The sequence below is a fragment of the Arthrobacter ulcerisalmonis genome (assembly GCF_900609065.1).
Taxonomy (GTDB): domain Bacteria; phylum Actinomycetota; class Actinomycetes; order Actinomycetales; family Micrococcaceae; genus Arthrobacter; species Arthrobacter ulcerisalmonis.
Map to the genome: position 1 here is coordinate 174,988 of NZ_UXAU01000038.1, position 24,347 is coordinate 199,334.

20 protein-coding genes are annotated in these 24,347 nt (G+C 65.2%); 8 read left to right on the forward strand and 12 right to left on the reverse strand.

All coding sequences use genetic code 11. From position 1 onward, the window contains the following. The first annotated feature begins 5 nt into the window (after positions 1 to 5). The gene (locus tag PSET11_RS13770; protein ID WP_124092887.1) at positions 6 to 1,091 is read left to right on the forward strand and encodes a glutathione S-transferase family protein; all 1,086 of its coding nucleotides are present in this window, start codon (positions 6 to 8) and stop codon (positions 1,089 to 1,091) included. A 53-nt stretch (positions 1,092 to 1,144) separates the two neighbouring features. After that, a complete protein-coding gene (locus PSET11_RS13775) occupies positions 1,145 to 2,209 on the forward strand; it encodes an FUSC family protein (RefSeq protein WP_124093034.1) in 1,065 nt (354 codons plus the stop codon). On the opposite strand, the gene PSET11_RS13780 is transcribed toward PSET11_RS13775, so the two are convergent. The 3 genes from PSET11_RS13780 to PSET11_RS13790 are packed head-to-tail and all read right to left on the reverse strand — an operon-like array spanning position 2,206 to position 5,819. After that, on the reverse strand, positions 2,206 to 3,117 hold the full coding sequence (locus PSET11_RS13780; protein WP_124092888.1) for a MaoC family dehydratase: 912 nt from the start codon (positions 3,115 to 3,117) through the stop codon (positions 2,206 to 2,208). The genes PSET11_RS13775 and PSET11_RS13780 overlap by 4 nt on opposite strands. Beyond that, positions 3,114 to 4,454, reverse strand: a complete 1,341-nt coding sequence (locus PSET11_RS13785) for a 3-oxoacyl-ACP reductase (protein WP_124092889.1) — start codon at positions 4,452 to 4,454, stop codon at positions 3,114 to 3,116. Before PSET11_RS13785 ends, PSET11_RS13780 begins: the two co-directional genes overlap by 4 nt. A 9-nt stretch (positions 4,455 to 4,463) precedes the next feature. Next, on the reverse strand, positions 4,464 to 5,819 hold the full coding sequence (locus PSET11_RS13790; protein WP_124092890.1) for an acetyl-CoA C-acetyltransferase: 1,356 nt from the start codon (positions 5,817 to 5,819) through the stop codon (positions 4,464 to 4,466). Between the two features lie 60 nt (positions 5,820 to 5,879). On the opposite strand from PSET11_RS13790, the gene PSET11_RS13795 reads away from it, so the two are divergent. Together PSET11_RS13795 and PSET11_RS13800 are read left to right on the forward strand one after the other, a co-directional pair. Next, a complete protein-coding gene (locus PSET11_RS13795) occupies positions 5,880 to 6,566 on the forward strand; it encodes a TetR/AcrR family transcriptional regulator (RefSeq protein ID WP_238989162.1) in 687 nt (228 codons plus the stop codon). 47 nt (positions 6,567 to 6,613) lie between these two features. After that, positions 6,614 to 8,734 (forward strand): acyl-CoA dehydrogenase family protein, encoded by a 2,121-nt coding sequence (locus PSET11_RS13800; protein ID WP_124092891.1) that lies wholly within the window; start codon positions 6,614 to 6,616, stop codon positions 8,732 to 8,734. Positions 8,735 to 8,816: 82 nt separating this feature from the next. On the opposite strand, the gene glgA is transcribed toward PSET11_RS13800, so the two are convergent. Next, entirely contained in the window at positions 8,817 to 10,022 is a 1,206-nt protein-coding gene (gene glgA, locus PSET11_RS13805; RefSeq protein WP_124092892.1) for a glycogen synthase, read from the reverse strand. 100 nt (positions 10,023 to 10,122) lie between these two features. On the opposite strand from glgA, the gene glgC reads away from it, so the two are divergent. Together glgC and PSET11_RS13815 are read left to right on the forward strand one after the other, a co-directional pair. Continuing rightward, positions 10,123 to 11,520: a glucose-1-phosphate adenylyltransferase gene (gene glgC, locus PSET11_RS13810; RefSeq protein WP_124092893.1), complete on the forward strand. Its 1,398-nt coding sequence runs from the start codon at positions 10,123 to 10,125 to the stop codon at positions 11,518 to 11,520. Between the two features lie 77 nt (positions 11,521 to 11,597). Continuing rightward, positions 11,598 to 13,049: an SDR family oxidoreductase gene (locus tag PSET11_RS13815; RefSeq protein WP_124092894.1), complete on the forward strand. Its 1,452-nt coding sequence runs from the start codon at positions 11,598 to 11,600 to the stop codon at positions 13,047 to 13,049. Positions 13,050 to 13,052: 3 nt separating this feature from the next. On the opposite strand, the gene PSET11_RS13820 is transcribed toward PSET11_RS13815, so the two are convergent. From PSET11_RS13820 to PSET11_RS13830, 3 genes are all read right to left on the reverse strand, one after another. Then, on the reverse strand, positions 13,053 to 13,904 hold the full coding sequence (locus tag PSET11_RS13820; RefSeq protein ID WP_124092895.1) for a transglutaminase family protein: 852 nt from the start codon (positions 13,902 to 13,904) through the stop codon (positions 13,053 to 13,055). Further along, positions 13,901 to 14,827: an alpha-E domain-containing protein gene (locus tag PSET11_RS13825; protein WP_018761308.1), complete on the reverse strand. Its 927-nt coding sequence runs from the start codon at positions 14,825 to 14,827 to the stop codon at positions 13,901 to 13,903. Before PSET11_RS13825 ends, PSET11_RS13820 begins: the two co-directional genes overlap by 4 nt. Before the next feature lie 66 nt (positions 14,828 to 14,893). Next, positions 14,894 to 16,450, reverse strand: a complete 1,557-nt coding sequence (locus PSET11_RS13830) for a circularly permuted type 2 ATP-grasp protein (protein ID WP_124092896.1) — start codon at positions 16,448 to 16,450, stop codon at positions 14,894 to 14,896. A gap of 113 nt (positions 16,451 to 16,563) precedes the next feature. On the opposite strand from PSET11_RS13830, the gene PSET11_RS13835 reads away from it, so the two are divergent. Beyond that, positions 16,564 to 17,610, forward strand: coding sequence for a YeiH family protein (locus PSET11_RS13835; protein WP_377946805.1), 1,047 nt, complete (start codon positions 16,564 to 16,566; stop codon positions 17,608 to 17,610). 33 nt (positions 17,611 to 17,643) lie between these two features. Beyond that, a complete protein-coding gene (gene pepN, locus PSET11_RS13840; RefSeq protein ID WP_124092897.1) occupies positions 17,644 to 20,250 on the forward strand; it encodes an aminopeptidase N in 2,607 nt (868 codons plus the stop codon). A gap of 74 nt (positions 20,251 to 20,324) precedes the next feature. Here the strand turns inward: pepN and lplAB are convergent, their stop codons facing one another. The 5 genes from lplAB to PSET11_RS13865 form a co-directional block, all read right to left on the reverse strand. Continuing rightward, a complete protein-coding gene (gene lplAB / locus PSET11_RS13845; RefSeq protein ID WP_124092898.1) occupies positions 20,325 to 21,410 on the reverse strand; it encodes a lipoate-protein ligase LplAB in 1,086 nt (361 codons plus the stop codon). Positions 21,411 to 21,503: 93 nt separating this feature from the next. Then, the gene (locus PSET11_RS13850; protein WP_124092899.1) at positions 21,504 to 21,761 is read right to left on the reverse strand and encodes a type B 50S ribosomal protein L31; all 258 of its coding nucleotides are present in this window, start codon (positions 21,759 to 21,761) and stop codon (positions 21,504 to 21,506) included. Between the two features lie 163 nt (positions 21,762 to 21,924). After that, on the reverse strand, positions 21,925 to 22,734 hold the full coding sequence (locus PSET11_RS13855; protein WP_124092900.1) for a TrmH family RNA methyltransferase: 810 nt from the start codon (positions 22,732 to 22,734) through the stop codon (positions 21,925 to 21,927). Further along, on the reverse strand, positions 22,731 to 23,516 hold the full coding sequence (locus tag PSET11_RS13860) for a sulfite exporter TauE/SafE family protein (protein WP_124092901.1): 786 nt from the start codon (positions 23,514 to 23,516) through the stop codon (positions 22,731 to 22,733). The genes PSET11_RS13855 and PSET11_RS13860 overlap by 4 nt, the downstream gene beginning before the upstream one ends. A gap of 18 nt (positions 23,517 to 23,534) precedes the next feature. Then, on the reverse strand, positions 23,535 to 24,320 hold the full coding sequence (locus tag PSET11_RS13865; protein ID WP_124092902.1) for an ABC transporter ATP-binding protein: 786 nt from the start codon (positions 24,318 to 24,320) through the stop codon (positions 23,535 to 23,537). Between the last annotated feature and the right edge of the window lie 27 nt (positions 24,321 to 24,347).

The following is a 24,347-nucleotide window of genomic DNA, read 5'->3' on the forward strand; positions in this document are numbered from 1 at the left end:
GAGGCATGAGCGACATCGAAGGTAACGAAGGAACGCGCGACGGCGGCACAGGAAACCACAGCACGTTGGGCGCCTATGTGACCGGCGGCGAATTCACCCGCGACACCAACTACATTGAGGACCGGATCACCCGGGACGGTACTCCCGGACCCAACGGCGAACCGGGGTGGCCGGTCGAAGCGGGCCGGTACCGGCTGGTTGCCGCCAGGGCCTGCCCGTGGGCCAACAGGACTGTCATTGTCCGCCGCCTGTTGGGCCTTGAAGACGCCATCTCGCTGGGACAGCCCGGTCCCACCCATGATGCCCGGTCGTGGACCTTTGACCTGGATCCAGAGGGTAAGGATCCCGTCCTGGGCATCGAGCGGATCCAGGAGGCGTACTTCAAGCGTTTCCCCGATTACCCCCGAGGCATCACGGTGCCAGCCATCGTGGACGTTGCGACCGGTGCAGTGGTCACCAACAACTTCCCGCAGATCACGCTGGATTTCAGCACCGAGTGGACGCAATTCCACCGGCCCGGGGCACCTGACCTGTACCCGGAGCACCTGCGCGCTGAAATTGACCAGGTCAACAAGCGGGTATTCACCGAAGTCAACAATGGCGTCTACCGGTGCGGCTTCGCCGGCTCGCAGGACGCGTACGACGCCGCCTACGATCGGCTCTGGACGGCCCTCGACTGGCTCGAGGAACGGCTGACCGGGCAGCGTTACCTGGTAGGCGACACCATCACCGAAGCTGACGTGCGGCTCTTCACCACGCTGGCCCGCTTTGACGCTGTGTACCACGGGCATTTCAAGTGCAACCGGCAGAAGCTGACGGAGATGCCGGCCCTTTGGGCCTACGCCCGGGACCTCTTCCAGACCCCGGGTTTTGGCGACACCACCGACTTCGTCCAGATCAAGCAGCACTATTACATCGTGCACGAAGACATCAATCCCACGCAGGTGGTTCCGGCCGGGCCGGACCTGCGCGGCTGGCTGAGCGCGCACGGCCGTGAGGCACTGGGTGGCCGGCCGTTCGGTGATGGCACCCCGCCAGGCCCGGTCCATCGTGGCGAGGAAGTCGCAACCGGACACGGCGCCACACACTGAAGACCGTGGTACCCACGGCAGCCAACGCCCGTTGGGAGCGCAGCACCAATGCACTGCGACGGGCCGCGTCGAACCTCACCTCGGCCTTGGCCACCCAGCGGCTACAGTTGGCTGCCAAGGCGGCCCTGGCTGCGGGTGTGGCCTTCTGGGTGGCCCCGCTGATGCCCGGCGCCGCCGCCCATTACCCCTACTACGCGCCGCTGGGTGCCTTGGTGGTGATGTACCACAACGTGGCCGGCTCGGTCCGGCAGGGGCTCCAAGCCCTTGCCGGCCTGGCTGTCGGAATCGGCCTGGCGTTCGTGCTGGTCACCTTCGCGTCGCCGTCACCGCTGAGCGTGGCCCTGGTCATGGGGGTGGGTGTCCTGCTGAGTGGGCTGCCCTGGATCGGCTCCGGCTCGGATTGGATTCCGACGGCGGCCCTGCTGGTCCTGTTGATCGGCGGCAGCGATCCGGACGACTTTTCCCTGGGCTACCTCACGCAGATGGGCGTTGGTGTGCTCGTGGGGGTCGCGGTGAACTTTCTGGTGTTTCCCCCGCTTCATATCAAGGCAGCGGCGTCCAGCCTCGCGGACCTGCACCGGGCCCTGGGGCAGCAGCTCATGGACATGGGCGCCGCCCTTACTGAACAGTGGCCCCCGGAACACGAGTTGTGGTCCAGCCGATCCGACGAACTCGCGGCGGCTGCAGGCAAGGTGAGGCATCTGGTACAGGAAGCTGATGCCAGCCGGCGCGCCAATGTGCGGCGGAAGCTGCATCCCCGCGACATTGACCAGGATTACCAGGATCTGCGCAACCTGGAGACGGTCACCTTCCACATCCGCGATATGACAGATGTCTTGAACGATGTCATCTGGGAATCGGAGGCGCCCTATGAGATTCCCATCCCGGATTGCGGTCCGATCGCCACCGCGATGAGCGCTACCGGGAACTTACTGGTGGCCAGGGGTGAGACGGACAGCCAGGTTTCCCAGGAACGCTTTGAGACTGCCGAAGCGGCGGTCAGGACCTGCATGGCCGCCACCACCCCCGCCGATCCTGACCGGACAGGGATCCCCACCTCTGATTCGTTGTTGTTGAGCCTGCATCGGATTGTGCGGACCCTCGCTCCCGCCAGCTAGAGCGGCACCACACCGCCGCTGAAGTGCTTCCGGCCGGTCCGAGGATTCCAGGCAACGAAGTCAGAGCCCTCCCACGCTCCTGCGCTGGGCTGCACCGAGGTGATGTCCAGGGCTACTCGGCTGGGGAGGAACACGGGCGCATCAAAGCTGACATCCCAGCTGAAGGCGTCCGTCCGGGCGGGGCCTACCTCGGCCAGGGCGCGGGAAGCCAAGTACATGCCGTGTGCCAGTGACCGGCGCATCCCCAGCGCTTTGGCGGAGAGTACGCTGAGATGAATCGGGTTGAAGTCTCCAGAAACCGCCGCGTAAGCCCGGCCCGCGTCGACACCGAGCTGCCAGATCGCTGTGGGGTCGGGCGCCACAAAGTCGGTCCGCTCTGCCGGGGCGGACGGCTTGTCGATCCCGGGCAGGAAGACCCCTTTGGCCAGGTAGGTAGAGATCCCCCTCCAGATGATGCTCCGGTTACCGGCCCGCCGCACCTCGGTCCGAATGTCAACCTGGGTGCCGGCCCGGTGTCCGCGGAGATTTTCGGCCACCGCATCAATGTCCAGGGATTCCGTGAAAAGCACGGGCGATCGCTGCTCCACCGTGTTGCGTAGATGAATCATCCCCAGCAGCGGCAAGGGAAAGTCGTCCCTATTCATGACGCTCATTGCCAACGGAAACGCGAGGGCGTGCACAAATCCGGCAGGAAGCAGGTCGCTGGCAGGTTCGCCGATCAGGTGCTGGTAGGCGGTCAGGTTAGCGACGTCGACGGTGACTCCCCGGACGGTGTGGCCGTGTGGGGGCAGGTCCGCGGCATCACTGGCGCCCAGCAATCGGCGACGGGCAGCCTGCGCCGCCGCATTCACGTACAGCTTGGACAGTGACGGCATCTCGCCAAGGATCAGCGGCTGGTCGGCGCTCATGCCCCTACCAGGTTTTGGCCACAGACCCGCAGGACGTCGCCGTTGATGCCGCCCGCGGCGTCACTGGCCAGGAAGGCGATGGTCTCCGCGACGTCGGTGGGCAGCCCGCCTTGCTGGAGTGAGTTGAGCCGACGGCCAATTTCCCGCACGGCGAAGGGAATCCGCGCCGTCATGTCCGTTTCGATGAATCCCGGAGCGACGGCGTTGATGCTGCCACCATGGTTGGCCAGCAGGGGCGCTGTGGCTCGCACCATGCCGATCACACCGCCCTTGGAGGTGGCGTAGTTGGTCTGCCCTCGGTTTCCGGCAATACCGCTGGTGGACGCAACCGAGACGATCCGCGGTGACGAACGGAAATGCGGCGAGGCGAGCAGCGCCTCGTTGATCCTGAGCTGCGCGGCGATGTTGATGCCGATGACCGAGTCCCATTTCTGCTGGTCCATGTTGGCCAGGAGCTTGTCCCGGGTAATGCCCGCATTGTGGACCACAATATCCAGCCGGCCATGGCGTTGAACGGCGTGATCGATAATGCGCTGGCCGGCGTCGGGTGCGGTGACATCGAGCTGCAGGGTGGTTCCCCGGACCTCGTTGGCCACAGCGGCCAGGTGATCTCCCGCCGCGGGGACGTCCACCACGATGAGCGTGGCACCGTCGCGGGCCAGAGTCCGGGCAATCTGGGCACCGATGCCGCGGGCGGCGCCCGTGACGACGGCGATCCGACCTTCCAGCGGGCGTTCCGGCTGGGGCGGCAGGACGCCGTCGTTCGTGGAAACGGTGAGGAACTGGCCGTCCACAAACGCCGAACGGCCGGAAAGGAGGAACCTGATGGCTGCCAGCGCGCTGGGGCTGCCGGGCTGCACGCTGTCGGCGAGGAGTACGCCGTTGCCGGTGGCACCGGCCCTGAGCTCCTTCGCCAGCGACCGGACAAAGCCGTCAATGCCCTGCCGGGCTGCGGCGACCGGGGGTGTGTCAGCGGCCGTGGCGGGCCGGGACACGGTGATGACCCGACCGCTCGGGGCCAGGTCACGCAGGGAGGCGGCAGCGGTCAGGATCGGTTTGGCCAACCCCTCGGGTGACTCGACGGCGTCCAGGACCAGGATGATGGCCCCCAATTTTTCCCGTGGAACGGCGTGCCGGCGGACATCGAGTTCCCAGCCGAGCAACGCCGAGGCAAGGCTGTCGGCGCCAGCCGTATCACCTTGGACCAGAATGGGGCCTGTGATCAGCGGTTGTCCTGGTTGATAGCGCCGCAGCACTGCTGGCTGCGGGAGCCCCAATTTCTTGGCGATATTCCGGCCCAGGCCCTGGTTGACCAGGTTGCTGTACGTGTCAGTCATTGGTTGCCCCTAGAGTGATTCGAGAAGTGCTACGACGCCTTGGCCACCTGCAGCGCAGACCGAAATGAGGCCGCGGGCCGGACGGCCGCCGGTGCTGCCCTTCTGCTGCAGCAGCTTGGCCAGCGAGGCCACGATACGGCCCCCGGTGGCGGCGAAGGGGTGCCCTGCTGCGAGTGAGGAGCCGTGGACGTTCAGCCGGCTGCGATCAATACTGCCGAAGGCGCCAGGTAGGCCCAGCCGGGTCTTGCCGAATTCTTCGTCCTCCCAGGCAGCGAGGGTGCTGAGCACCGTTGACGCGAAGGCCTCATGGATCTCGACGTAGTCGATATCTGCCAGCGTGAGTCCGTTGCGGGCCAGGAGTCGAGGGACGGCGAAGGCAGGCGCCATCAGCAAGCCGTCCTTGCCGTGCACAAAGTCAACGGCAGCGGCCTCGGAGTCGACGAACGCCGCAAGCTTGGGCAGGTCGTGGGCATCTGCCCAGTCCTCGGAGCCCAGCAGGACGGTGGCTGCACCGTCGGTGAGGGGGGTCGAGTTTCCGGCAGTCATGGTGGCAGTGGCGCCAAGGCTCTTCCCAAAAACTGGCTTCAGGGTGCTGAGTTTTTCCAGCGTGGTGTCAGCCCGCATGTTGCCGTCCCGCGACAGGCCCCGGTACGGGGTCACCAGGTCATCGAAGAACCCTGCCTGGTACGCTGCGGCCAAATTGCGGTGGCTGTTGAAGGCAAGTTCATCCTGAGCCTCACGGGTAATCCCCCACTGCGCGGTGGTCAACGCCTGGTGCTCACCCATGGACAGGCCGGTGCGCGGCTCCCCGGTTCCCGGCGCCAACGGAGCAAGGTCCTTGGGCCGCAGGCGTGTCAGGATCTGCAACCGCTGTGGGAGGGTCTTGGCCCGGTTCAGGTCGAGGATCACCTCGCGCAGGCCCTCACTGACCACCACTGGCGCATCCGATGCCGAGTCCACACCGCCGGCGATTGCCGAATCGATCTGGCCCAGCTTGATCTTGTTGGCAAGCCCGGCCACTGTTTCCAGCCCCGTGGCGCACGCCTGCTGCAGGTCATAGGCCGGAGTTTCCGCCGACAGGGCAGAGCCCAGGACGGCTTCCCGGGTCAGGTTGAAGTCGCGGCTGTGCTTGAGGACAGCACCAGCAGCGACCTCGCCGATGCGCTGGTCCTGCAGGCCAAAGCGGGCAATGAGCCCGTCAAGGGCGGCGGTCAGCATGTCCTGGTTCGAGGACTTGGCGTAGGCACCGCCGGAACGGGCGAAGGGGATCCTGTTGCCACCGACAATGACGGCTCGGCGGACAGTGGTGGGCGCTGCAGCTCCAACTTCGGTGGAGCCTGCGGTGGACGGTCCGGCGGTGGACATGGAATCTCCTCTGATTACGAGCGGTTACCGATACCCAGCGTACCTGATACGCTGAGTATCGTGAACATCTCCGAATCAGTGGCCGCCCCTGCCACCGGCACCAGCTCCGATGGGCGTTCGTCCCGGTGGCAAAACCACCGCGAGGAACGCCGTCGGGAACTGATCAAGCAGGCCCGCCGCGCAGTCCACGCATTGGGTAGCGATGCTTCCATGGAGGACATTGCTGCCGATGCGGGGACGTCAAAATCAGTGTTCTACCGTTACTTCGGTGACAAGGCAGGACTGCAGCAGGCCGTCGGCGAGGTGGTGCTCCGGCAAATGCAACACCGCATCCACGATGCCGCCCAGGGCGCCCAGACGCCGCGTGAGGGTTTGTTCGCCATGGTGTCGGCGTACCTGCAGATGGCGGAAACCAGCCCCAATGTCTACACGTTTGTCACCCGCTACGGCGTAGGCGAACCAGACTCCACGCCAGGATCAGCTGCAGCGCCGGGCGCGCTCGGGCACTTCTTCGACGCGATTGCCGACATGATCGCCCAGCCCATGCGCATCCACCTTGGTGCGGACCAGGACGATGTCCTGGGCTACTGGCCCAAGGCCGCTATTGGCCTGGTCCGGAACGCCGGTGAGCAGTGGCTGGGAACGCCCAACTCCCCCGCCAAACCCGGCCAGGAGGCCATGGCCCGCCAGATCACCGCCTGGCTGTGCGTCGGCGTGGCCGCTGAACGTTCAACACCCCGCCCTTAGGGCCGGATTCAACCAACGACTTGTCAACACCAACGAAGGACAGCGACATGACCGAAGTAGTGGACCGCTCCGACTCCAGCACCACCTCGAAAACAGCCAGCACCTCGGCGTCCGCAGCCATAGTAGGTGCGGCCGGGACCCCCGCCGTCGACGTTGCAGCGCTGGGCGAGCAACTCCTGGGTAAGTGGGCCGCGATCCGGCACCAAGCCCGGGACCTCGCTGGCCAGCCGGAACTCCACAAGATCGAGGGCCAGCATCACACCGAGCACCGCGCCCGGGTCAGCAACCAACTCCAGTTCCTGGTGGACCACCGCGCCGTACACCGCGCCTTCCCGGCTCACCTGGGTGGCGGTGACGATCACGGCGGCAACATCGCAGGCTTTGAGGAACTGGTGGTGGCTGACCCGTCGCTGCAGATCAAGGCGGGCGTGCAGTGGGGGCTGTTCGGCTCGGCAGTGATGCACCTTGGCACCGATGAGCACCACCGGCAGTGGCTTCCCGGCATCATGGACATGACCATCCCCGGCTGCTTCGCCATGACGGAAACCGGCCACGGCTCCGATGTGGCGAGCATCGCCACCACGGCCAGCTACGACACCGACAGCCAAGAGTTTGTCCTGCACACCCCATTCCGGGCCGCCTGGAAGGACTACATCGGCAACGCAGCGATCGACGGCCTGGCCGCCGTCGTCTTTGCCCAGCTGATCACCCAGGGCGTCAACCACGGCGTCCATGCCTTCTACGTTGAGCTCCGCGACCCGGTCAGCAAGGAGTTCCGGCCGGGCATTGGTGGCGAGGATGACGGCATCAAGGGCGGCCTGAACGGGATCGACAACGGCAGGCTGCACTTCACCAACGTGCGGGTCCCCCGCGCCAACCTGCTCAATCGCTACGGCAACGTGGCAGCAGACGGCACGTACACCTCGTCCATCCAGAGCCCCGGGCGCAGGTTCTTCACCATGCTCGGCACGCTGGTCCAGGGCCGGGTTTCTCTCGACGGTGCCGCTGTGGCTGCCTCCAAGCTGGCTTTGAAGGCCGCCATCCAGTACGCCTCCGAACGCCGCCAGTTCAATGCCTCTTCCAGCACCGATGAAGAGGTGCTGTTGGACTACCAGCGGCACCAGAAACGTCTCTTCACCCGTCTGGCCACCACCTACGCCGGCAGCTTTGCGCACGAGGAACTGCTGCAGAAGTTCGACGACGTCTTTTCCGGCGCGCACGACACGGATGAGGACCGCCAGGATCTGGAAACCCTCGCGGCGGCGCTGAAGCCGCTGAGCACCTGGCACGCCCTCGACACCCTGCAGGAATGCCGCGAAGCGTGCGGCGGCGCAGGGTTCCTGATCGAGAACCGGTTCGCCTCCCTCCGCGCTGACCTGGACGTCTACGCCACGTTTGAAGGCGACAACACCGTGCTGCTCCAGCTGGTTGCCAAGCGCCTGCTGGGTGACTATGCCAAGGAATTCCGGAATGTCGATTTCGGCGTCTTGGCCCGCTTCGTGGTGGGCCAGGCCACCGGAGCGGCGATCCACCGCACCGGCCTGCGCCAGGTGGCCCAGTTCGTTGCGGACAACGGCTCCGTGCAGAAGGCAGCCATCGCGCTTCGGGACGAGGCAGGCCAGCGGGCGCTGCTGACCGACCGGGTGGAAACCATGGTTGCTGAAATGGCCACTGCGTTGAAGGGCAGCAACAAACTCTCCCAGGCGCAGGGGGCGGCACTGTTCAATCAGCATCAGAATGAGCTGATCGATGCTGCCCAGGCTCATGCTGAGCTGCTGCAGTGGGAGGCTTTCACGGCCGCTCTGACCAAGGTCAAGGACCCCGGTACAGCCCAGGTCCTGACCTGGCTCCGCGATCTTTTCGGCCTCTCGCTGATCGAAAAGAACCTGTCCTGGTACCTCATGAACGGCCGGCTCTCCATGCAGCGCGGCCGCACCGTGGGTGACTACATCAACCGGTTGCTGGTCAAGATTCGGCCGCACGCCCTGGACCTGGTGGACGCTTTTGGCTACGGCGAGGAGCACGTCCGCTCCGCGATTGCCACCGGCGCGGAGAAGGTACGCCAGGACGAGGCCCGCGCCTACTTCCGTAACCAGCGTGCCAATGGCCAAGCTCCGGTGGATGAGAAGGTCCTGATTGCGCGCGCCGCGGGTGCCCGCACGGCCTGACCCGGCCAATCCACGGCTGGGATAAGGAACGACGACGGCGCCGCACCCTGTGAAGGGGGCGGCGCCGTCGTCGGTTCTTCAGTCAGTCCTTCGTAGGCAGCACCGAACGGTAGACCTCGAGGGTGGTTTCGGTGATCGATTCCCAGGAGAAGTGCTTCTCGGCGCGGGCCCGACCGGCCTCACCCATGGCGCGGGCACGGGCAGGATCAGACACTACCTCGATCAAGGCGGCAGCAAACTCGCTGACGAACTTTTCCGGGTCCAGTGGCGTGCCGGTTCCGTCCGTGACCTGCTCCAGCTCCACCAGGAGGCCGGTTTCGCCGTGCTGGACCACTTCCGGGATGCCGCCGGTAGCGCTGGCCACCACGGCAGCCCCACACGCCATCGCCTCAAGGTTGACGATGCCGAGCGGCTCGTAGATGGACGGGCACGCGAATGCGGTTGCGTGGCTCAGCACCTGGATGAGCTCGTTGCGGGGCAGCATCCGTTCGATCAGCACCACACCGGTGCGCTGTTCCTGCAGCTCCGCGATGAGGCGGGCGGTCTCGGCTGCCAGTTCGGGCGTGTCGGCGGCGCCGAGGCACAGCACCACCTGGACGTCTGCCGGGAGTTTGGCGGCAGCGCGCAACAGGTACGGGACGCCCTTCTGCCGGGTGTTACGGCCCACGAAGACCACGCTTGGCTTTTCCGGGTCGATGCCCAGCGCGCGGATGGCGTCGCTGCTTTCGTCCCGGTTCCACATCTCTACGTCAATGCCGTTGTGGACCACCCGCACCTTGGCAGGGTCAACGTCCGGGTAGCTGCGCAGGATGTCTTGGCGCATGCCCTCGGAGACGGCGATGATGGCGGCGGCGGCCTCGTAGGCGGTCTTCTCCACCCATGATGAAACGGCGTAGCCGCCACCGAGCTGCTCGGCTTTCCATGGCCGGAGCGGCTCCAGGCTGTGGGCGCTGAGGACGTGCGGGATGCCGTGCAGCAGCGACGCCAGGTGGCCTGCCATGTTGGCGTACCAGGTGTGCGAGTGCACTAAGTCCGCCCCGGCAACGTCTGGCACGATCCGGAGGTCAACCCCGAGCGTCTGTACGGCGGGATTGGCGCCGCCAAGCTCGTCGGGCACGGCGTAGGAGGTCACCCCGGCGCCGTGATAATCGTTGTCGCGGGGGGCTCCGAACGCACGAACCTGCAGTTCAACGTGCTTACTAAGCACCCTGCTCAGTTCGGCGACGTGGACGCCGGCGCCTCCGTAGATCTCGGGCGGGAACTCTTTTGTCACAATGTCTATTCGCACATCACCTAAGGTAGTCCTTCAGGCTTATCTGTTCTAGTGTGAAGGGGTCCGGGGCAACCGGACTGTTTGGGGAGTTACGAAGGTGTACAGGAGCGACCACATGCCGTTGAACAAAAGAGTTTTGGCAATCGTCCTCGCGGGTGGCGAGGGCAACCGATTAATGCCACTCACGGCGGATCGGGCCAAACCAGCAGTACCCTTCGCAGGCAGTTATCGCCTGATTGACTTTGCGCTTTCGAACTTGGTGAACTCGCGCTATCTGCAGATTGTGGTGCTGACGCAGTACAAGTCGCACAGCCTTGACCGGCACATCTCGGAAACGTGGCGGATGTCCACGCAGCTGGGCAACTACATTGCCTCGGTGCCCGCGCAGCAGCGCGTCGGCAAGAGCTGGTTCCTCGGCAGCGCCAACGCGATCTACCAGTCTTTGAACCTGATCCACGACGCCAAACCCGACATTGTTGTTGTGGTGGGCGCCGACCACGTGTACCGGATGGACTTCTCGCAGATGGTGGCGCAGCACGTCAACAGCGGCGCCAAAGCAACTGTCGCGGCAGTGCGCCAGCCGCTGTCCATGGCTGACCAGTTCGGTGTGATCGAAGTGGACCAGAACGATCCGCAGAAGATCTCGGCGTTCGTAGAGAAGCCCTCCAGCACCCCTGGCCTCGCCGCAGATCCGACCCAGTTCCTGGCCTCCATGGGCAACTACGTCTTTGACGCCGATGCGTTGGTGGACGCCCTCCGGGTGGACGCCGAGCGGTTGGACACCAAGCACGACATGGGTGGGGACATCATTCCCTACTTCGTGAACCAGGGCGAGGCCGGAGTGTACGACTTCACCCTCAACGAGATTCCCGGCTCCACCGAGCGCGACCGGACGTACTGGCGGGACGTTGGCACCATTGACTCCTTCTACGACGCGCACATGGACTTGATTTCCCCGTTGCCCGTGTTCAACCTGTACAACTCCGCGTGGCCCATCTACACCCGGCAGACCACCTCCCCGCCGGCCAAGTTTGTCCGCGGCCAGAACGACACCGTGGGAACTGCACTGGACTCCATCGTGGCGAACGGTGTGCTCATCTCCGGTGGTGTGGTGGAAGGCTCGGTCCTCTCCAACGACGTCCGGGTCAGCTCCGGCAGCCGCGTCACCGACTCCGTCCTCATGGACAACGTGATCATCGGTGAAGGCGCCGTGATCAAGCGGGCCATCCTGGACAAGAACGTCAAGGTTCCTGCCGGTGCCACCATTGGGCTCGACGCCGATCTGGACCGAGCGCGCGGGTTCAAGGTCACCGAATCCGGCATCACCGTCCTGGCCAAGGGGCAACTGGTTCCGGAGCCGGATGATGCTGAGCGTCAGCTCGCCGCCCAGAACCTGCCGTTGATTCCCAACTCGCTCCGGTTTGCCACCGAAAAGAACGCCGAACTGCGTGAATCGGTGGACAAGATTGCCGGCAACCATGTAGAAGCAGGACAAGCGGCCGGCCTGTCCTAGCACCTGCCCGAAAGGCCGGGGCGTGGCAGCTGATGCCCCGCCCCGGCCTTTGCTGTGCAGGCTGTAAAATTGATCCAATGAGCTCCCCCGATCTGACGCCGGAAGAAATCCAGGCGTGCCTGAAGGTTTTGAACACCATCCACGCCTATGACGAGGAGCACCCGGACTACGTTTCGGTGCGCCAAGCCACCGGCAAGATGTTCAAGGCCGTCAAACGCCACCGGCGCGTCACCAAGCGGGACCTCATCGCCGAAGCTGACCGGGCCGTCCTTGCCCAGACCGCCACTGCTGCCCCTGATCGGATCGACGACGAGACCCGCGGCAACAAGCTGGCACCCTCTGCCACCGGCAAGGTGGCTGGCCACCTGATCAGGTCGCGGCCGTGCTACATCTGCAAAAACCATTACACCCAGGTGGACGCTTTCTACCACCAGCTGTGCCCGGAGTGCGCTGCGTTCAGCCACGGCAAGCGTGATGCCCGGACCGATCTGACCGGCCGGAGCGCTTTGCTGACGGGCGGCCGGGCCAAGATCGGTATGTACATCGCCCTACGCCTGCTGCGCGACGGAGCCCACACCACCATCACCACCCGGTTCCCCAAGGACGCGGCCCGCCGGTTTGCTGCCATGGAGGACAGCGCCGAGTGGCTGCACCGGCTCCGCATTGTGGGCATCGACCTGCGGGATCCCGCCCAGGTGATGGCGCTCACCGATTCGTTGACCGCCGCCGGTCCGTTGGACATCATCATCAACAACGCTGCCCAGACGGTGCGCCGCAGCGGCAATGCATATAAGCCACTGGTGGACGCCGAGGATGAGGCCCTAACTGCGGAACTCGAGCACGCCAACGGCGGACCGGAGCTGCTGACCTTCGGCCACGCGCACGACAAGCACCCGCTGGCCCTCACCGGCAGCGTGACAGAGCATCCAGTCCTGGCCGGTGACGCGGTGACCTCGCTGGCGCTCTCCACCGGCTCGGCGTCACTGGAACGGATTGCCGCAGGCACCGCGATCGACGCCGGCGGGCTGGTCCCGGACCTGGCGGACATCAATAGCTGGACCCAGGTGGTGGACGAGGTCGATCCCCTGGAGATGCTCGAAGTCCAGCTCTGCAACGTCACGGCACCGTTCCTGTTGGTGAGCAGGCTGCGCGGGGCCATGCAGAAGTCGACGGCGGCGCGCAAGTACGTCGTCAACGTCTCCGCCATGGAAGGCCAGTTCTCCCGCGCGTACAAGGGCCCCGGGCATCCGCACACCAACATGGCGAAGGCTGCCCTGAACATGATGACCCGAACCAGCGCGCAGGAAATGCTGGACAGTGACGGCATCCTGATGACCGCGGTCGACACCGGCTGGATCACCGACGAGCGTCCGCATTACACCAAGGTCCGGTTGATGGAAGAGGGCTTCCACGCTCCCTTGGACCTGGTGGATGGTGCGGCCCGCGTCTACGACCCCATTGTCATGGGGGAAAACGGCGAAGACCAGTACGGGGTCTTCCTCAAGGACTACAAACCCAGTCCCTGGTGAGGTTCAGGCTACCTGGGTGATCTCCACGCTGACGCTCAACGCTGATCCCCCACCACCGGACAGGATGCCTTTCAGCGGCGGAACGTCCCGGTAGTCGCGGCCTCTGGCGACGGTCACGTGGAAGTCTCCGGCGGGCTTGTGGTTGGTGGGATCCCAGCTGCGCCAGCTGCCGTCCCACCATTCGAGCCACGCGTGGGACTGGCCTGCCACGGGCTCGCCGATCCCGGCGCTGGACCGCGGGTGCAGGTAGCCGGAAACGTACCTCGCCGGAATGCCGCAGCTGCGGAGCGCCCCAATGGCCAGGTGAGCCAGGTCCTGGCACACGCCCTGGCGCTGCCCCCAGGCCTCCTCGGCGTTGGTGGTGACCGCCGTGGAGCCTGACATGTACGTCATTTCGCCCCGCATCCAGGCGAAGATCGCCATCGCAGCCTCATGCGGGTTTTTCCCGGCCACCACGCCCGGGACAATGCCCAACACTTCGTCGCCGGGGCCACTGAGCCTCGACTGCGGCAGCCAATCGCTATGCAGATCGGTGATCTCGGGGGCCGCCAGTGCATCCCAGCCCACAATCTCGGATTCGGCCGGGATGCGTTCGGCCCGGTGTACCTCCACAGTGATGTGTGAGGTGACTTCCAGGTGTTCGTGCGGCATCTGCATGTCGAAGGCCGTGACCCGGGTGCCCCAGTAGTCGCGGTAGGAGCTGACGGCTGCCTGTGTGGGTGAGACCTTGACGGTCGATTCAAGCACCACCTGGTTGGCGTCGGTCAACGGCGTCATCCGCGCCTCGTTATAGGACAGCGTGACGCGCTTGTTGTACTTGTAGGCCGTCCGGTGGACGATGCTGAGCCGAGTCATGAAACTTCTCCCACCCAGGCCAGTTCATCTGCCTGATTGAAGTACTTACGGGAAATGGCGTCAGACGCCTGGGAAACAGCTTTCTGGACCCGCTCCATGTGTTCGGGCAACTCAGACATCAGGTCATCGGTGCGGTGGAACTCGAGGAAGGTCCTGGCTTGGCCAACAATGCGGCGGGCATCGTTGATGAAGCCCACCCGCTGCGCTGACGGGTCCAGCTTGGCCAGGCATTCGTCGGCGTCGCGCAGGGCGTACACAATCGAGCGGGGGAACAAACGGTCCAGCAGCAGGAACTCGGCAGCATGCTGGTCCCCGAACGCAGCTCGCCGGGTCCGCAGGAACGACTCGTAGGCGCCGGCACACCGAAGCATGTTCACCCAGGACATGCCTGCCGAGAGGACATCCCGGGTGGACAGCATCCGGGCCGTCATGTCCGCCCTTTCCAAGGACCTGCCAAGAACCAGGAACAGCCAGCTCTCGTCATGGCTGACGGTGGTGTCGGCGAGCCCGCTGACCATCGCCGTGCGTTCCAGGGTCCAGTTGCAGAACCGGTAGGTTCCCACCACGTCCTTGCGGTGCTGGCTCAGCCCGTAGTAGGTGGTGTTCAGGCTCTCCCAGAGTCCGGAGGACACCGTTTCGCGGGCCCGGCGGGCGTTTTCCCGCGCCGCCCCCAAGGAGCCGGCAATGGAAGTGGCGCTGGTCTTGTCATAGGCCAGGGCGTGCAGGAGCTCGGGCAATCCGAAGTCCTCGCTTTGCGGCCGGGCCCCCATCACGGCCAGGAGTTCCTGGGCCACGCTGCGGCGCTCCTCCATAGGGAGGTGGTTGAGGCGTTCCAGGTGGACGTCCAGGATGCGGGCCGTACCATCGGCGCGCTCCACATAACGGCCAATCCAGAAGAGTGATTCGGCAATACGGCTAAGCATTCGGGGCTACCTCCTGGACTGCGATTGGCGAATTGGGCTGTTGGCTCTTGCGCGGGGCACGGAGCCTCACTGCTGTTGCTCCGACTGGCGGTCACGCCAGTTGCTTTCGACCGGCCAGACCGAAACCCGTTCGCGGATGGCGATGCTGGGTCGCGGCACAGTCTCTACGGGGACCTGCGGAGAATCCGCGAGGACCCAGGTGTCCTTCGATCCACCGCCCTGGCTGGAGTTCACAATCAGTGACCCCTCCTTCAGTGCCACGCGCGTCAGGCCACCGGGAAGCACCCAGACGTCATCGCCGTCGTTCACGGCAAAAGGCCGCAGGTCAACGTGCCGGGGGCCGAATTTGTCGCCGCTGAGCGTGGGCACGGTGGACAGCTGCAGGACGGGCTGTGCAATCCAGCCACGGGGATCGGCGATGATCCGCTGCCGCAACGCATCGAGTTCATCCTTCGTGGCGTCCGGGCCAATGACCAGGCCCTTGCCGCCGGAACCGTCCACCGGCTTCACCACCAGTTCTGCAAGGTTGTCCAGGGTGTACTCCCTGGCTTCCTTTTCCTCGAGCCGGAACGTGTCAACGTTCGCAATGATTGGCTCCTCGCTGAGGTAGTAGTGGATCAGGTCAGGAACGTAACTGTAGACCAGTTTGTCGTCTGCGACGCCGTTGCCCACGGCATTGGCAATGGTGACGCCGCCCGCCCGCGCAGCGTTGACCAGACCGGGGCAACCCAGCATGGAATCGGCGCGGAACTGCAACGGGTCCAGGAAGTCGTCGTCGATGCGCTTATAGATCACGTCCACGCGCTGCTCACCAGCGGTGGTGCGCATGTAGACGCGGTTGCCGCGGCAGATGAGGTCGCGGCCTTCCACCAGTTCCACGCCCATCAGCCCGGCCAGCAGGGTGTGTTCGAAGTAGGCGCTGTTGAAGACGCCGGGGGTGAGTACGACGACGGTGGGATCGTCGACGCCCGACGGTGCGGTTTTGCGCAAGGCAGAGAGCAGGCGGCGGGGGTACTCTTCAACCGGCCGGATGAGCTGCTGCCCGAAGGCTTCGGGCAAACCCTTCGCCATGGCGCGACGGTTTTCCAGCACGTAACTCACACCGGACGGGACACGAACGTTGTCCTCTAGCACCCGGAAGGTGCCGGCAGCATCCCGGACCACGTCGATCCCGGAGATGTGCACGCGCACGCCACCTGCGGGTTCGAAGCCCTGGACCTGCCGGTGGAAGTGCGCACTGGTGGTCACCAGCTGACGCGGGATCACGCCGTCGGCCACCACCGTCATCTTGTCGTAGACGTCGTTGAGGAAGGCTTCCAGGGCGCGGACACGCTGGGCCACGCCACGTTCCAGGACATCCCACTCCGCGGCGGGAATGACACGCGGAACGATGTCCAGCGGGAAGGGCCGCTCCTCCCCCGCGAAGTCGAAGGTGACACCGCGGTCCAGGAACGTCCGCGCCATTGAATCGGCCCGGGCGGTGACGTCCGTCAGGGACAACGTCCGCAGGGCATCCGCCACCTGCCCGTAGGAGTCCCTGGCCTGCTGACCGGGCGCAAACATCTCGTCGTAGGCTCCGGAGCGGCCGGCGGCCTGGGAGTAATCCTGGAATAGGTCTGACATGTCCAATAGCCAACCATCTTTTTGTTTCGAATTCATTACTGTCATCCATTCTGGCGTGTTGTCACGATCGCACCAGTTCGCTGATTCAAGCGCATTTCCGGCAAAGTAGGTGAGTGCCAGAGAATGAAAACGTTCCACCGGCCCGTGACAGGGCAGCCACCACCCGCCGACTGCTGCCGGGACTGGCCACCGCCGCAGTAGCCCTGGCCGTCTCCCTGCTGGTTCATGCGCAGGTTCCTACCTTGCCGGCGATGACCTTGGCCGTGGTTCTTGGCGTCCTGGCGGCGAACTTGCCGGGCACTGGGGCGTGGACCGCCGGCCGCGCCCGGCCTGGACTGGATTTCGCCGGAAAACACCTGATGCGGGCAGGCATTGTGGTCCTGGGCCTGAAAGTTAGCGTGGTGGACGTGCTGGGGCTCGGCTGGCTGGCGCTCGTCCTGATCGCTGCGGTGGTGGCTGCCAGCTTCGCCGGCACTTACCTCATCTCCCGGCTGTTCCGGCTGCCGCCGGTCACCGCGTTGCTTGTGGCGACCGGCTTCTCGATTTGCGGTGCCTCAGCGATTGGGGCCATGGCCGCTGTCCGCCGGATCAAGCACGTGGATACGGTCCTTCCGGTGGCGCTGGTGACGTTGTGCGGAACGTTGGCCATTGGCGTGCTACCGCTTCTGGTGACACCCCTGCAGCTGAGTGCGCCGGTCTTTGGCGCGTGGACGGGTGCATCCGTGCATGACGTCGGCCAAGTGGTGGCTACCGCCCAGACCGGCGGCGCGGCCGCCCTGGGGATCGCCGTCGTCGTCAAACTCACCAGGGTCCTGCTGCTGGCGCCGGTGGTAGCCATTGCCAGCGCCCAGCAGCGGCTCACTGAGCCGGCCGGACAGACGCACGACGGCGGCAGGCGTCCGCCGCTGATCCCCCTGTTCGTCCTCGGTTTCATGGCCATGGTGGCCTTGCGCTCCACCGGCTGGTTGGGTGCCGGCTGGCTGGAAGCGGGCGCGCTGCTGCAGGACCTTCTGCTGGGCGCCGCGCTCTTCGGACTGGGCTCGGCAGTGCGGATCCGGTCCCTGTTGCAGACGGGTGCACGCGCCCTCCTGGCGGCCCTGGCCTCGTGGCTCCTCATCGCGGTCCTTGGCCTGGGCGCCGCAGTGGTGATTGCTGGCTGACTCGCCCTGAGCGTCGCGTGATTAGATAGCTGAGTGTCACATGAGAATCTACAGCGCGATGAAGCCGCCCACCGTTCAGCCCTGATCACCACCACCAGCTATGACGTCAGCCTTGACGTCCGGCAGGCCGAGGATCCCACGACGCGAGGCTATGGCAGCCGCACCGTCATCACGTTCTCCGCCAACCAGCCCGGCAGTTCCACGTTCCTCGACTTCATTGGCGGGGACGTGCACAGCGTGGTCCTCAACGGGGAGGAACTTACCGTTGCCGACGTCGTCGATGGTGCGCGGATCCGGCTCGACAGCCTGCAAGCGGATAACCAGGTCACCGTGACTGCGACGGCACTGTACAGCCGCTCGGGTGAGGGCATGCACCGGTTCGTGGATCCAGCCGATGGCCAGTGTTATCTCTATACCCAGTACGAACCGGCAGACGCACGCCGGGTCTTCGCCAACTTTGAGCAGCCTGACCTGAAGGCCACCTTCACCTTCCACGTCACGGCGCCCGCGGCGTGGACCGTGGCATCCAACGGGGTGGAAACCTCGCGCACGGTCCTGCCGGAGGACACCGCCGTGGCGTCGTGGGACTTCGCCACCACCTTGCCGATGTCCACCTACATCACCACCGTGCTGGCTGGGCCGTACTACGTCGCCCAGGACCGGTGGCAGGCCACCCTGGACGACGGCACCGCCATGGACGTTCCGCTGGCCCTCTATTGCCGGGCGTCCTTGGCCGGTTCGTTCGACACCGAGTCCCTGTTCACCCTGACCAAGAATGGCCTGGACTTCTTCAACAGGCTCTTCGACTTTCCCTACCCCTGGGGCAAGTATGACCAGGCGTTCGTCCCGGAGTACAACCTGGGCGCCATGGAGAACCCAGGCCTGGTGACCTTCACGGAGAGCTACGTCTTCACCTCGCGCGCCACCGATGCGCAGTACCAGGGCCGGGCCAACACGCTGATGCACGAAATGGCGCACATGTGGTTTGGCGACTTGGTGACCATGCAGTGGTGGGACGATCTGTGGCTGAAGGAATCGTTTGCCGACTACATGGGCACCCTGGGCGTGGACAGCGCCACGGACTGGGACTCGGCCTGGGTCAACTTCGCCAACAAACGCAAGGCTTGGGCCTATGTCCAGGACCAACTGCCCACCACCCACCCGATCGTGGCGGACATTCCAGACCTTGAAGCTGCCAAGCAGAACTTTGACGGCATCACCTACGCCAAGGGCGCCTCCGTCTTGAAGCAACTGGTGGCCTACGTGGGTTTCGAGGCGTTCATCGCCGGCTCGCGGACGTACTTCCGCGACCACGCCTACGCCAATACCACCCTTGCTGACCTGCTGGCGTCCCTGCGTGCCGCCTCGGGCCGGGACCTCACGGACTGGGCGCAGCAGTGGCTGCAGACCTCGGGAATCTCCACCCTGGCTCTGGAAATTGCCGCTGGCGCTGACGACGAGATCCTGGGCACGGTCAGCATCCGCCAGGACGCCACAGATCCAGTCACTGGCCGCAGCGAGGCGCGGCCGCACCGGCTGCGTGTTGGCGCCTACAACTTTGCTGCGGGTGAGCTGGTGCGGACCGCCAGCGTGGAGCTCGATGTGGACGGTGCCAGCACGCCGGTCCCCGAACTCAGCGGCACCGCCAGGCCTGCCCTTCTGCTGCTCAATGACGATGACCTGACGTACGCCAAAGTCCGATTGGATCCGCAGTCGCTCAGCACCGTGCTGGAATCCCTGGACAAGCTCAGTGATCCAATGGCGAGGGCACTGTGCTGGACCGCGCTGTGGAACGCTGCCCGTGATGGTGAGAGCCCCGCTCCCCGCTACGTCGATGCGGTGGCAGCGTTTGGCCCCGCAGAGACCGGGATTGGCGTCCTGCTGAACATCCTGGAAAACGCGGGCACCGCCGTCGAACGTTACACGGCAACCGGCCAGCGCGACGCCGTGCGGTCAGGTTTTGTTGCCACAGCTGTTGCCGAGCTGGCTGCGGCAGCGCCAGGGTCTGATCAGCAGTTGGCGTGGGCCAGGACGCTGGGAACTTTCAGCCGGGCCGACGCCACCGCGCTGGACCAACTGGCTGGCCTGCTGGCGGGAACAGTAGCGGTGCCGGGCCTCGTGGTGGACGCCGACCTGCGCTGGCATTTCTGGTTCGCGCTTGCCGCGCATGGCCGGGCAAGTGAGGCAGAGCTGGCCGCGGAGTTGGCCCACGACAACACCGCCTCAGGCCAGGCCGGTCATGCAACAGCGTTGGCCGCCCGCCCCGATGCTGCGGTGAAGGCAGCTGCCTGGGCTGCGGCCGTGCAGGGTACTGAGCTGTCCAACCAGCTACTCACCGCCACCATCACCGGGTTCACCGCTGCATCTGCAGAGTTGCTGGCACCCTATGCTGAACCGTACTTCGAATGCCTGCGGGACGTGTGGAGCACCCGGAGCATCGAAATCGCCAGCCGGATTGTCCGGGGCCTCTACCCTGCCGCCCAGGACCTTGCCGAAGGGACGGCACCCGCGGACCACCCCATCCTGCGCCGCACAGACGCGTGGCTGGACGACAACCTGGATGCGCCCCGGGCACTGCGGCGCATCCTCATCGAGCAGCGCAGCCACCTGCTGCGCGCTTTGACGGCACAGGCGGCCTGAACCGCCCTGCACAGTGAACCCTGGGTTCGTTGTGCAGGGACGGTCCCTGCACAACGAACTCGGGGTTCACTGCGCTACGGGACGCGGTTGAGCCACTGGTCGGTGCCGAATTGCTCCGCAACCCGCTGCTGGGCGGCCGCGAGCTCGGCCTCAGTGAGTTCGGTGGGAGTGGCAGCGTAGCGTTCGGTGAACACTTCGGTCATGGCCGCGATGATGTCGTTGCGAGCCAGCCCAGTCTGGCGCCGGAGCGGGTCCACGCGCTTCTTGGCGCTGCGGGTGCCCTTGTCCGAGAGCTTCTCCTTGCCGATCCGGAGCACCTCCACCATCTTGTCGGCGTCAATGTCGTAGCTCATGGTGACGTGGTGCAGCATGCCGCCGTTGGCCAGCCGCTTCTGCGCGGCCCCGCCAATCTTGCCCTGGTCGGTGGCGATGTCGTTGAGCGGGACGTAGAACGCCTGCACACCGATCTTCGCCAGCGCCGCCATGACCCAGGCATCCAGGAACGGGTAGGAGTCCGCGAAGCTCAAGCCGTCCACCAGCGTCTGCGGCAGGTACAGGGAGTACGTGATGCAGTTGCCAGCCTCCATGAACATGGCGCCGCCACCGCTGATGCGTCGCACCACTGAGATACCGTGCTTGGACACCCCGTCCGGGTCCACCTCGTTCCGGACTGATTGGAAGCTGCCAATCACTACCGACGGCTCCTGCCAGTCCCAGAAACGCAGGGTGGGGTTGCGGCGGCCCGCTCCCACTTCCTCTGCCAGCACCTCATCAAGGGCCACGTTGATCTGGGTCGGCAGGACGGTTGGGCCCATAATGTCCCAGTGATGGTCCGTCCACGCGGTCGCCTTGGCCAGGGCCCGGCGCACCGTGATGGCCACGGCCTCCGCGGAGAAGCCGAACAGGACTGCGGCGGCAGGCAGCGCGGCAGTGACGGCAGCGGCCAGGTCAGCCGCCGTCGTGGTTTCCGGAAGCCCGGTGAGGGCTCGGTTGATGTCCAGGAGCGCTTCGTCGGGTTCCAGGAAGAAGTCGCCACTGACCGAGACGTCCGCCAAGGCGCCTTCCACGACTGCGAGGTCAACCACCACAAGTTTCCCGCCAGGCACCTTGTATTCGCCGTGGAGGAGGGGGGTGGCTGCGGAACTCGATGCTTGTGTCATGGTTCCATCCTGCCCCACCGGCGTCGGCGCCAAAAAAACGCAGAAGGCCCCCCCCGATTCGGTGCGGGCCTTCTGGCTAAGCTCAGGCGAAAATTACTTCTTGCCGCCGAAGCCCTTGAAGCGAGCGTTGAAGCGCTCGACGCGACCTGCGGAGTCCATAATGCGCTGCTTGCCCGTGTAGAACGGGTGGGACTCGGAGGAGATTTCGACGTCGATGACCGGGTAGGTGTTGCCGTCTTCCCACTCGATGGTCTTCTTGGAGCCAACGGTGGACTTGGTGAGGAACTTTACGCCGGAAGCCAGGTCGTTGAAGACAACAGCTTCGTACTTCGGGTGGGTGTTCTGCTTCATAATGGGGCCTTTTGTTCACGCACCTGGATTTTGCCAGTGTGCAGGTATGAATGGGATGGTGCGCAATGCGGCCGATCGAGCAGGCACGGCAAGGGAACCAGCTACCTATCATAGCGGACCGGAACCGCCCTGACGAACCAACGGCGGTCAATCCGCAGGTCAGCTAGTCGCGAACCCGCAGCTCCCAGAAGGCAACGGCAGAAGCTGCCGCCACGTTCAGCGAATCCACGCCGCGTCGCATGGGGATTTTGACGGCCAGGTCGACGGCGGCAAGGGTCTCAGCGCTCATTCCTGCCCCTTCGGTGCCCAGCACCAAGGCCAGCCGCTCTGGGTTTCGGGCGGCAACCACATCGACGTCTTCGGCGTCCGGCGTGAGTTCGAGTGCGGCCACGGTGAACCCGTGCTCCTTGAGGACGGCGAGGTCCGCGGGCCAGCTTTCCAGGCGCGCCCACGGCACCTGGAAGACGGTGCCCATGCTCACCCGGACACTGCGCCGGTACAAGGGGTCCCCGCATCGTGGCGAGACTAGGACCGCGTCTAAGTCCAGCGCGGCTGCCGAACGGAAGATGGCGCCCACGTTCGTGTGGTCCACAATGTCCTCAAGGACGGCGACTCGGCGGGCGCCCGCCAGGATCGTAGCCAGCGGCACGGGAGCGGGGCGCTGCATGGCGGCCATGGCGCCACGGTGCAGGTGGAAGCCGGTAATTTCCTCCAGGAGGGCGGCGCTGCCAATAAACGCCGGTACGTTGGGGTGGGCGGCCAAGACATCTTCAAGGTCTGCCAGCCACTTCTCCGCGAGGAAGAAGGAGCGCGGCTGGTGGCCGGCTGCGAGGGCGCGCCGCAACACCCGCGAGGACTCTGCGATGTACATGCCCTCCGCGGGTTCGCGGAGCTTCCGCAGGTGCACATCGGTCAGTTGGGTGTAATCGGAGACGCGCGGATCAGCTGCCGTCTCGAGGTAGTGGAGCGTCACTTCAGCAGGTTGGCGATCATGAAGCCCAGCGCCACCAGGCCCAGGACGAAGATCACGCCGCGGAGTACCGCAGGCTTGAGCTTGCGTCCTACCTTCGCGCCCATCAAGCCGCCAATGGTGGAGCTGATGGCGATCAGCAGGACAACCCACCAGTTGATCCGATCGAACGCGAAGAGCAGGTAGGAAACGGCTGCCACCACGTTGACGCCGAGGACCAGGAAGTTCTTCATGGCGTTGGCGTTTTGGATGCTGCCGCTGAGGAAGATCCCCAGGATGCCCACCAGCAGGATGCCCTGGGCCGCCACGAAGTATCCGCCGTAGACGCCCGCCAGGTAGACCAGCACCACCAGGAGCACGCCGTGGTGTTTGTCCTTGGCAGCCTGCGCGGGGTCGGCTTCGCGCTGCCGGACCCAGGCCTGGAGTTTGGGTTGAAACATCACCATCAGCAGTGCAACCACCAGCAGGACGGGCGCAACGTAGTGGAAGACCTTCTCCGGGAGGTGCAGCAGGAGCCACGCGCCGGAGATGCCGCCCAGGAGCGAGGCGGGCAGCAGTTTCAGCAGCTGCCGGCCACGGCCCTTGATTTCTTTGCGATACCCGTAGGCACCAGCCGCGCCCCCGGCCACCAGGCCCATGGCGTTGCTCATGGAGGCCACCACGGGCGAAATCCCGAGCGCAATAAGCACGGGGAAGGTCACCAGCGTGCCGGAGCCCACCACGGCGTTGATGGTGCCAGCCCAGAGGCCGGCGACGAACACGAAAATACTGCTCAGAAGGTCCATGACGACGGCCCCTTGAGATCAGCGAAGAGCGACGGCGGAATACCGGCCGTCATTGACACTGACACTGAGCTCAAGCCCGAAGGTCGCACTGAGGTTGGCGCCGGTAAGAACCTCGGTGATGGGTCCAGCGGCAACCACCGCTGCATCCCGGAGCAACATGGCGTGGGTGAAGCCTGGCGGTACTTCTTCCAGGTGGTGCGTTACAAGGACCATTGCTGGTGCTGCCTCATCCCGGGCCAGTTCACTGAGCCGGTGAACCAGGTCCTCGCGGCCGCCCAGGTCAAGCCCCGCTCCGGGCTCGTCAAGGAGGAGGAGTTCAGGATCGGTCATCAGGGCGCGCGCGATCTGGACACGTTTCCGCTCGCCTTCTGAGAGGGAGGCAAACTTCCGGTTCAGGAACGGTCCCATCCCCCACTGGTTCAGCAGTCGGAAGGCGCGCCGTTCGTCGTCGCGCTCGTAGCCTTCGCGCCAGCGCCCGGTGACGCCGTATGCGGCCGTGACCACCACGTTGAGGACGGTTTCGCTCTCGGGGATCTGGTTGGCCAGCACTGCGGAGGACAGGCCAATCCGCGGCCGTAATTCGAAGACGTCGACGGCGCCGAGCACCTCGTCGAGGATCCCGGCCGTTCCACTGCTGGGGTGTAGCCGGGCGGCAGCGATCTGGAGGAGCGTCGTTTTTCCGGCGCCGTTGGGGCCAAGGATGACCCACCGCTCGCCTTCGTTGACCTCCCAATCGACCTTGTCGAGGAGCGTCTTTGCGCCCCGCACAACGCTGACTGCGGCCAATTCCAGAACTTCGCTCATAGGCATAGACACTAGGACAAAACGGGC

Bases quoted from the DNA above. Each gene is read 5' to 3' on its own strand.
- PSET11_RS13770 (WP_124092887.1), top strand. From the start codon at position 6: ATGAGCGACATCGAAGGTAACGAAGGAACGCGCGACGGCGGCACAGGA.
- PSET11_RS13780 (WP_124092888.1), bottom strand. From the start codon at position 3,117: ATGAGCGCCGACCAGCCGCTGATCCTTGGCGAGATGCCGTCACTGTCC.
- PSET11_RS13785 (WP_124092889.1), bottom strand. From the start codon at position 4,454: ATGACTGACACGTACAGCAACCTGGTCAACCAGGGCCTGGGCCGGAAT.
- PSET11_RS13790 (WP_124092890.1), bottom strand. From the start codon at position 5,819: ATGTCCACCGCCGGACCGTCCACCGCAGGCTCCACCGAAGTTGGAGCT.
- PSET11_RS13800 (WP_124092891.1), top strand. From the start codon at position 6,614: ATGACCGAAGTAGTGGACCGCTCCGACTCCAGCACCACCTCGAAAACA.
- glgC (WP_124092893.1), top strand. From the start codon at position 10,123: ATGCCGTTGAACAAAAGAGTTTTGGCAATCGTCCTCGCGGGTGGCGAG.
- PSET11_RS13815 (WP_124092894.1), top strand. From the start codon at position 11,598: ATGAGCTCCCCCGATCTGACGCCGGAAGAAATCCAGGCGTGCCTGAAG.
- PSET11_RS13820 (WP_124092895.1), bottom strand. From the start codon at position 13,904: ATGACTCGGCTCAGCATCGTCCACCGGACGGCCTACAAGTACAACAAG.
- PSET11_RS13825 (WP_018761308.1), bottom strand. From the start codon at position 14,827: ATGCTTAGCCGTATTGCCGAATCACTCTTCTGGATTGGCCGTTATGTG.
- PSET11_RS13830 (WP_124092896.1), bottom strand. From the start codon at position 16,450: ATGTCAGACCTATTCCAGGATTACTCCCAGGCCGCCGGCCGCTCCGGA.
- lplAB (WP_124092898.1), bottom strand. From the start codon at position 21,410: ATGACACAAGCATCGAGTTCCGCAGCCACCCCCCTCCTCCACGGCGAA.
- PSET11_RS13850 (WP_124092899.1), bottom strand. From the start codon at position 21,761: ATGAAGCAGAACACCCACCCGAAGTACGAAGCTGTTGTCTTCAACGAC.
- PSET11_RS13860 (WP_124092901.1), bottom strand. From the start codon at position 23,516: ATGGACCTTCTGAGCAGTATTTTCGTGTTCGTCGCCGGCCTCTGGGCT.
- PSET11_RS13865 (WP_124092902.1), bottom strand. From the start codon at position 24,320: ATGAGCGAAGTTCTGGAATTGGCCGCAGTCAGCGTTGTGCGGGGCGCA.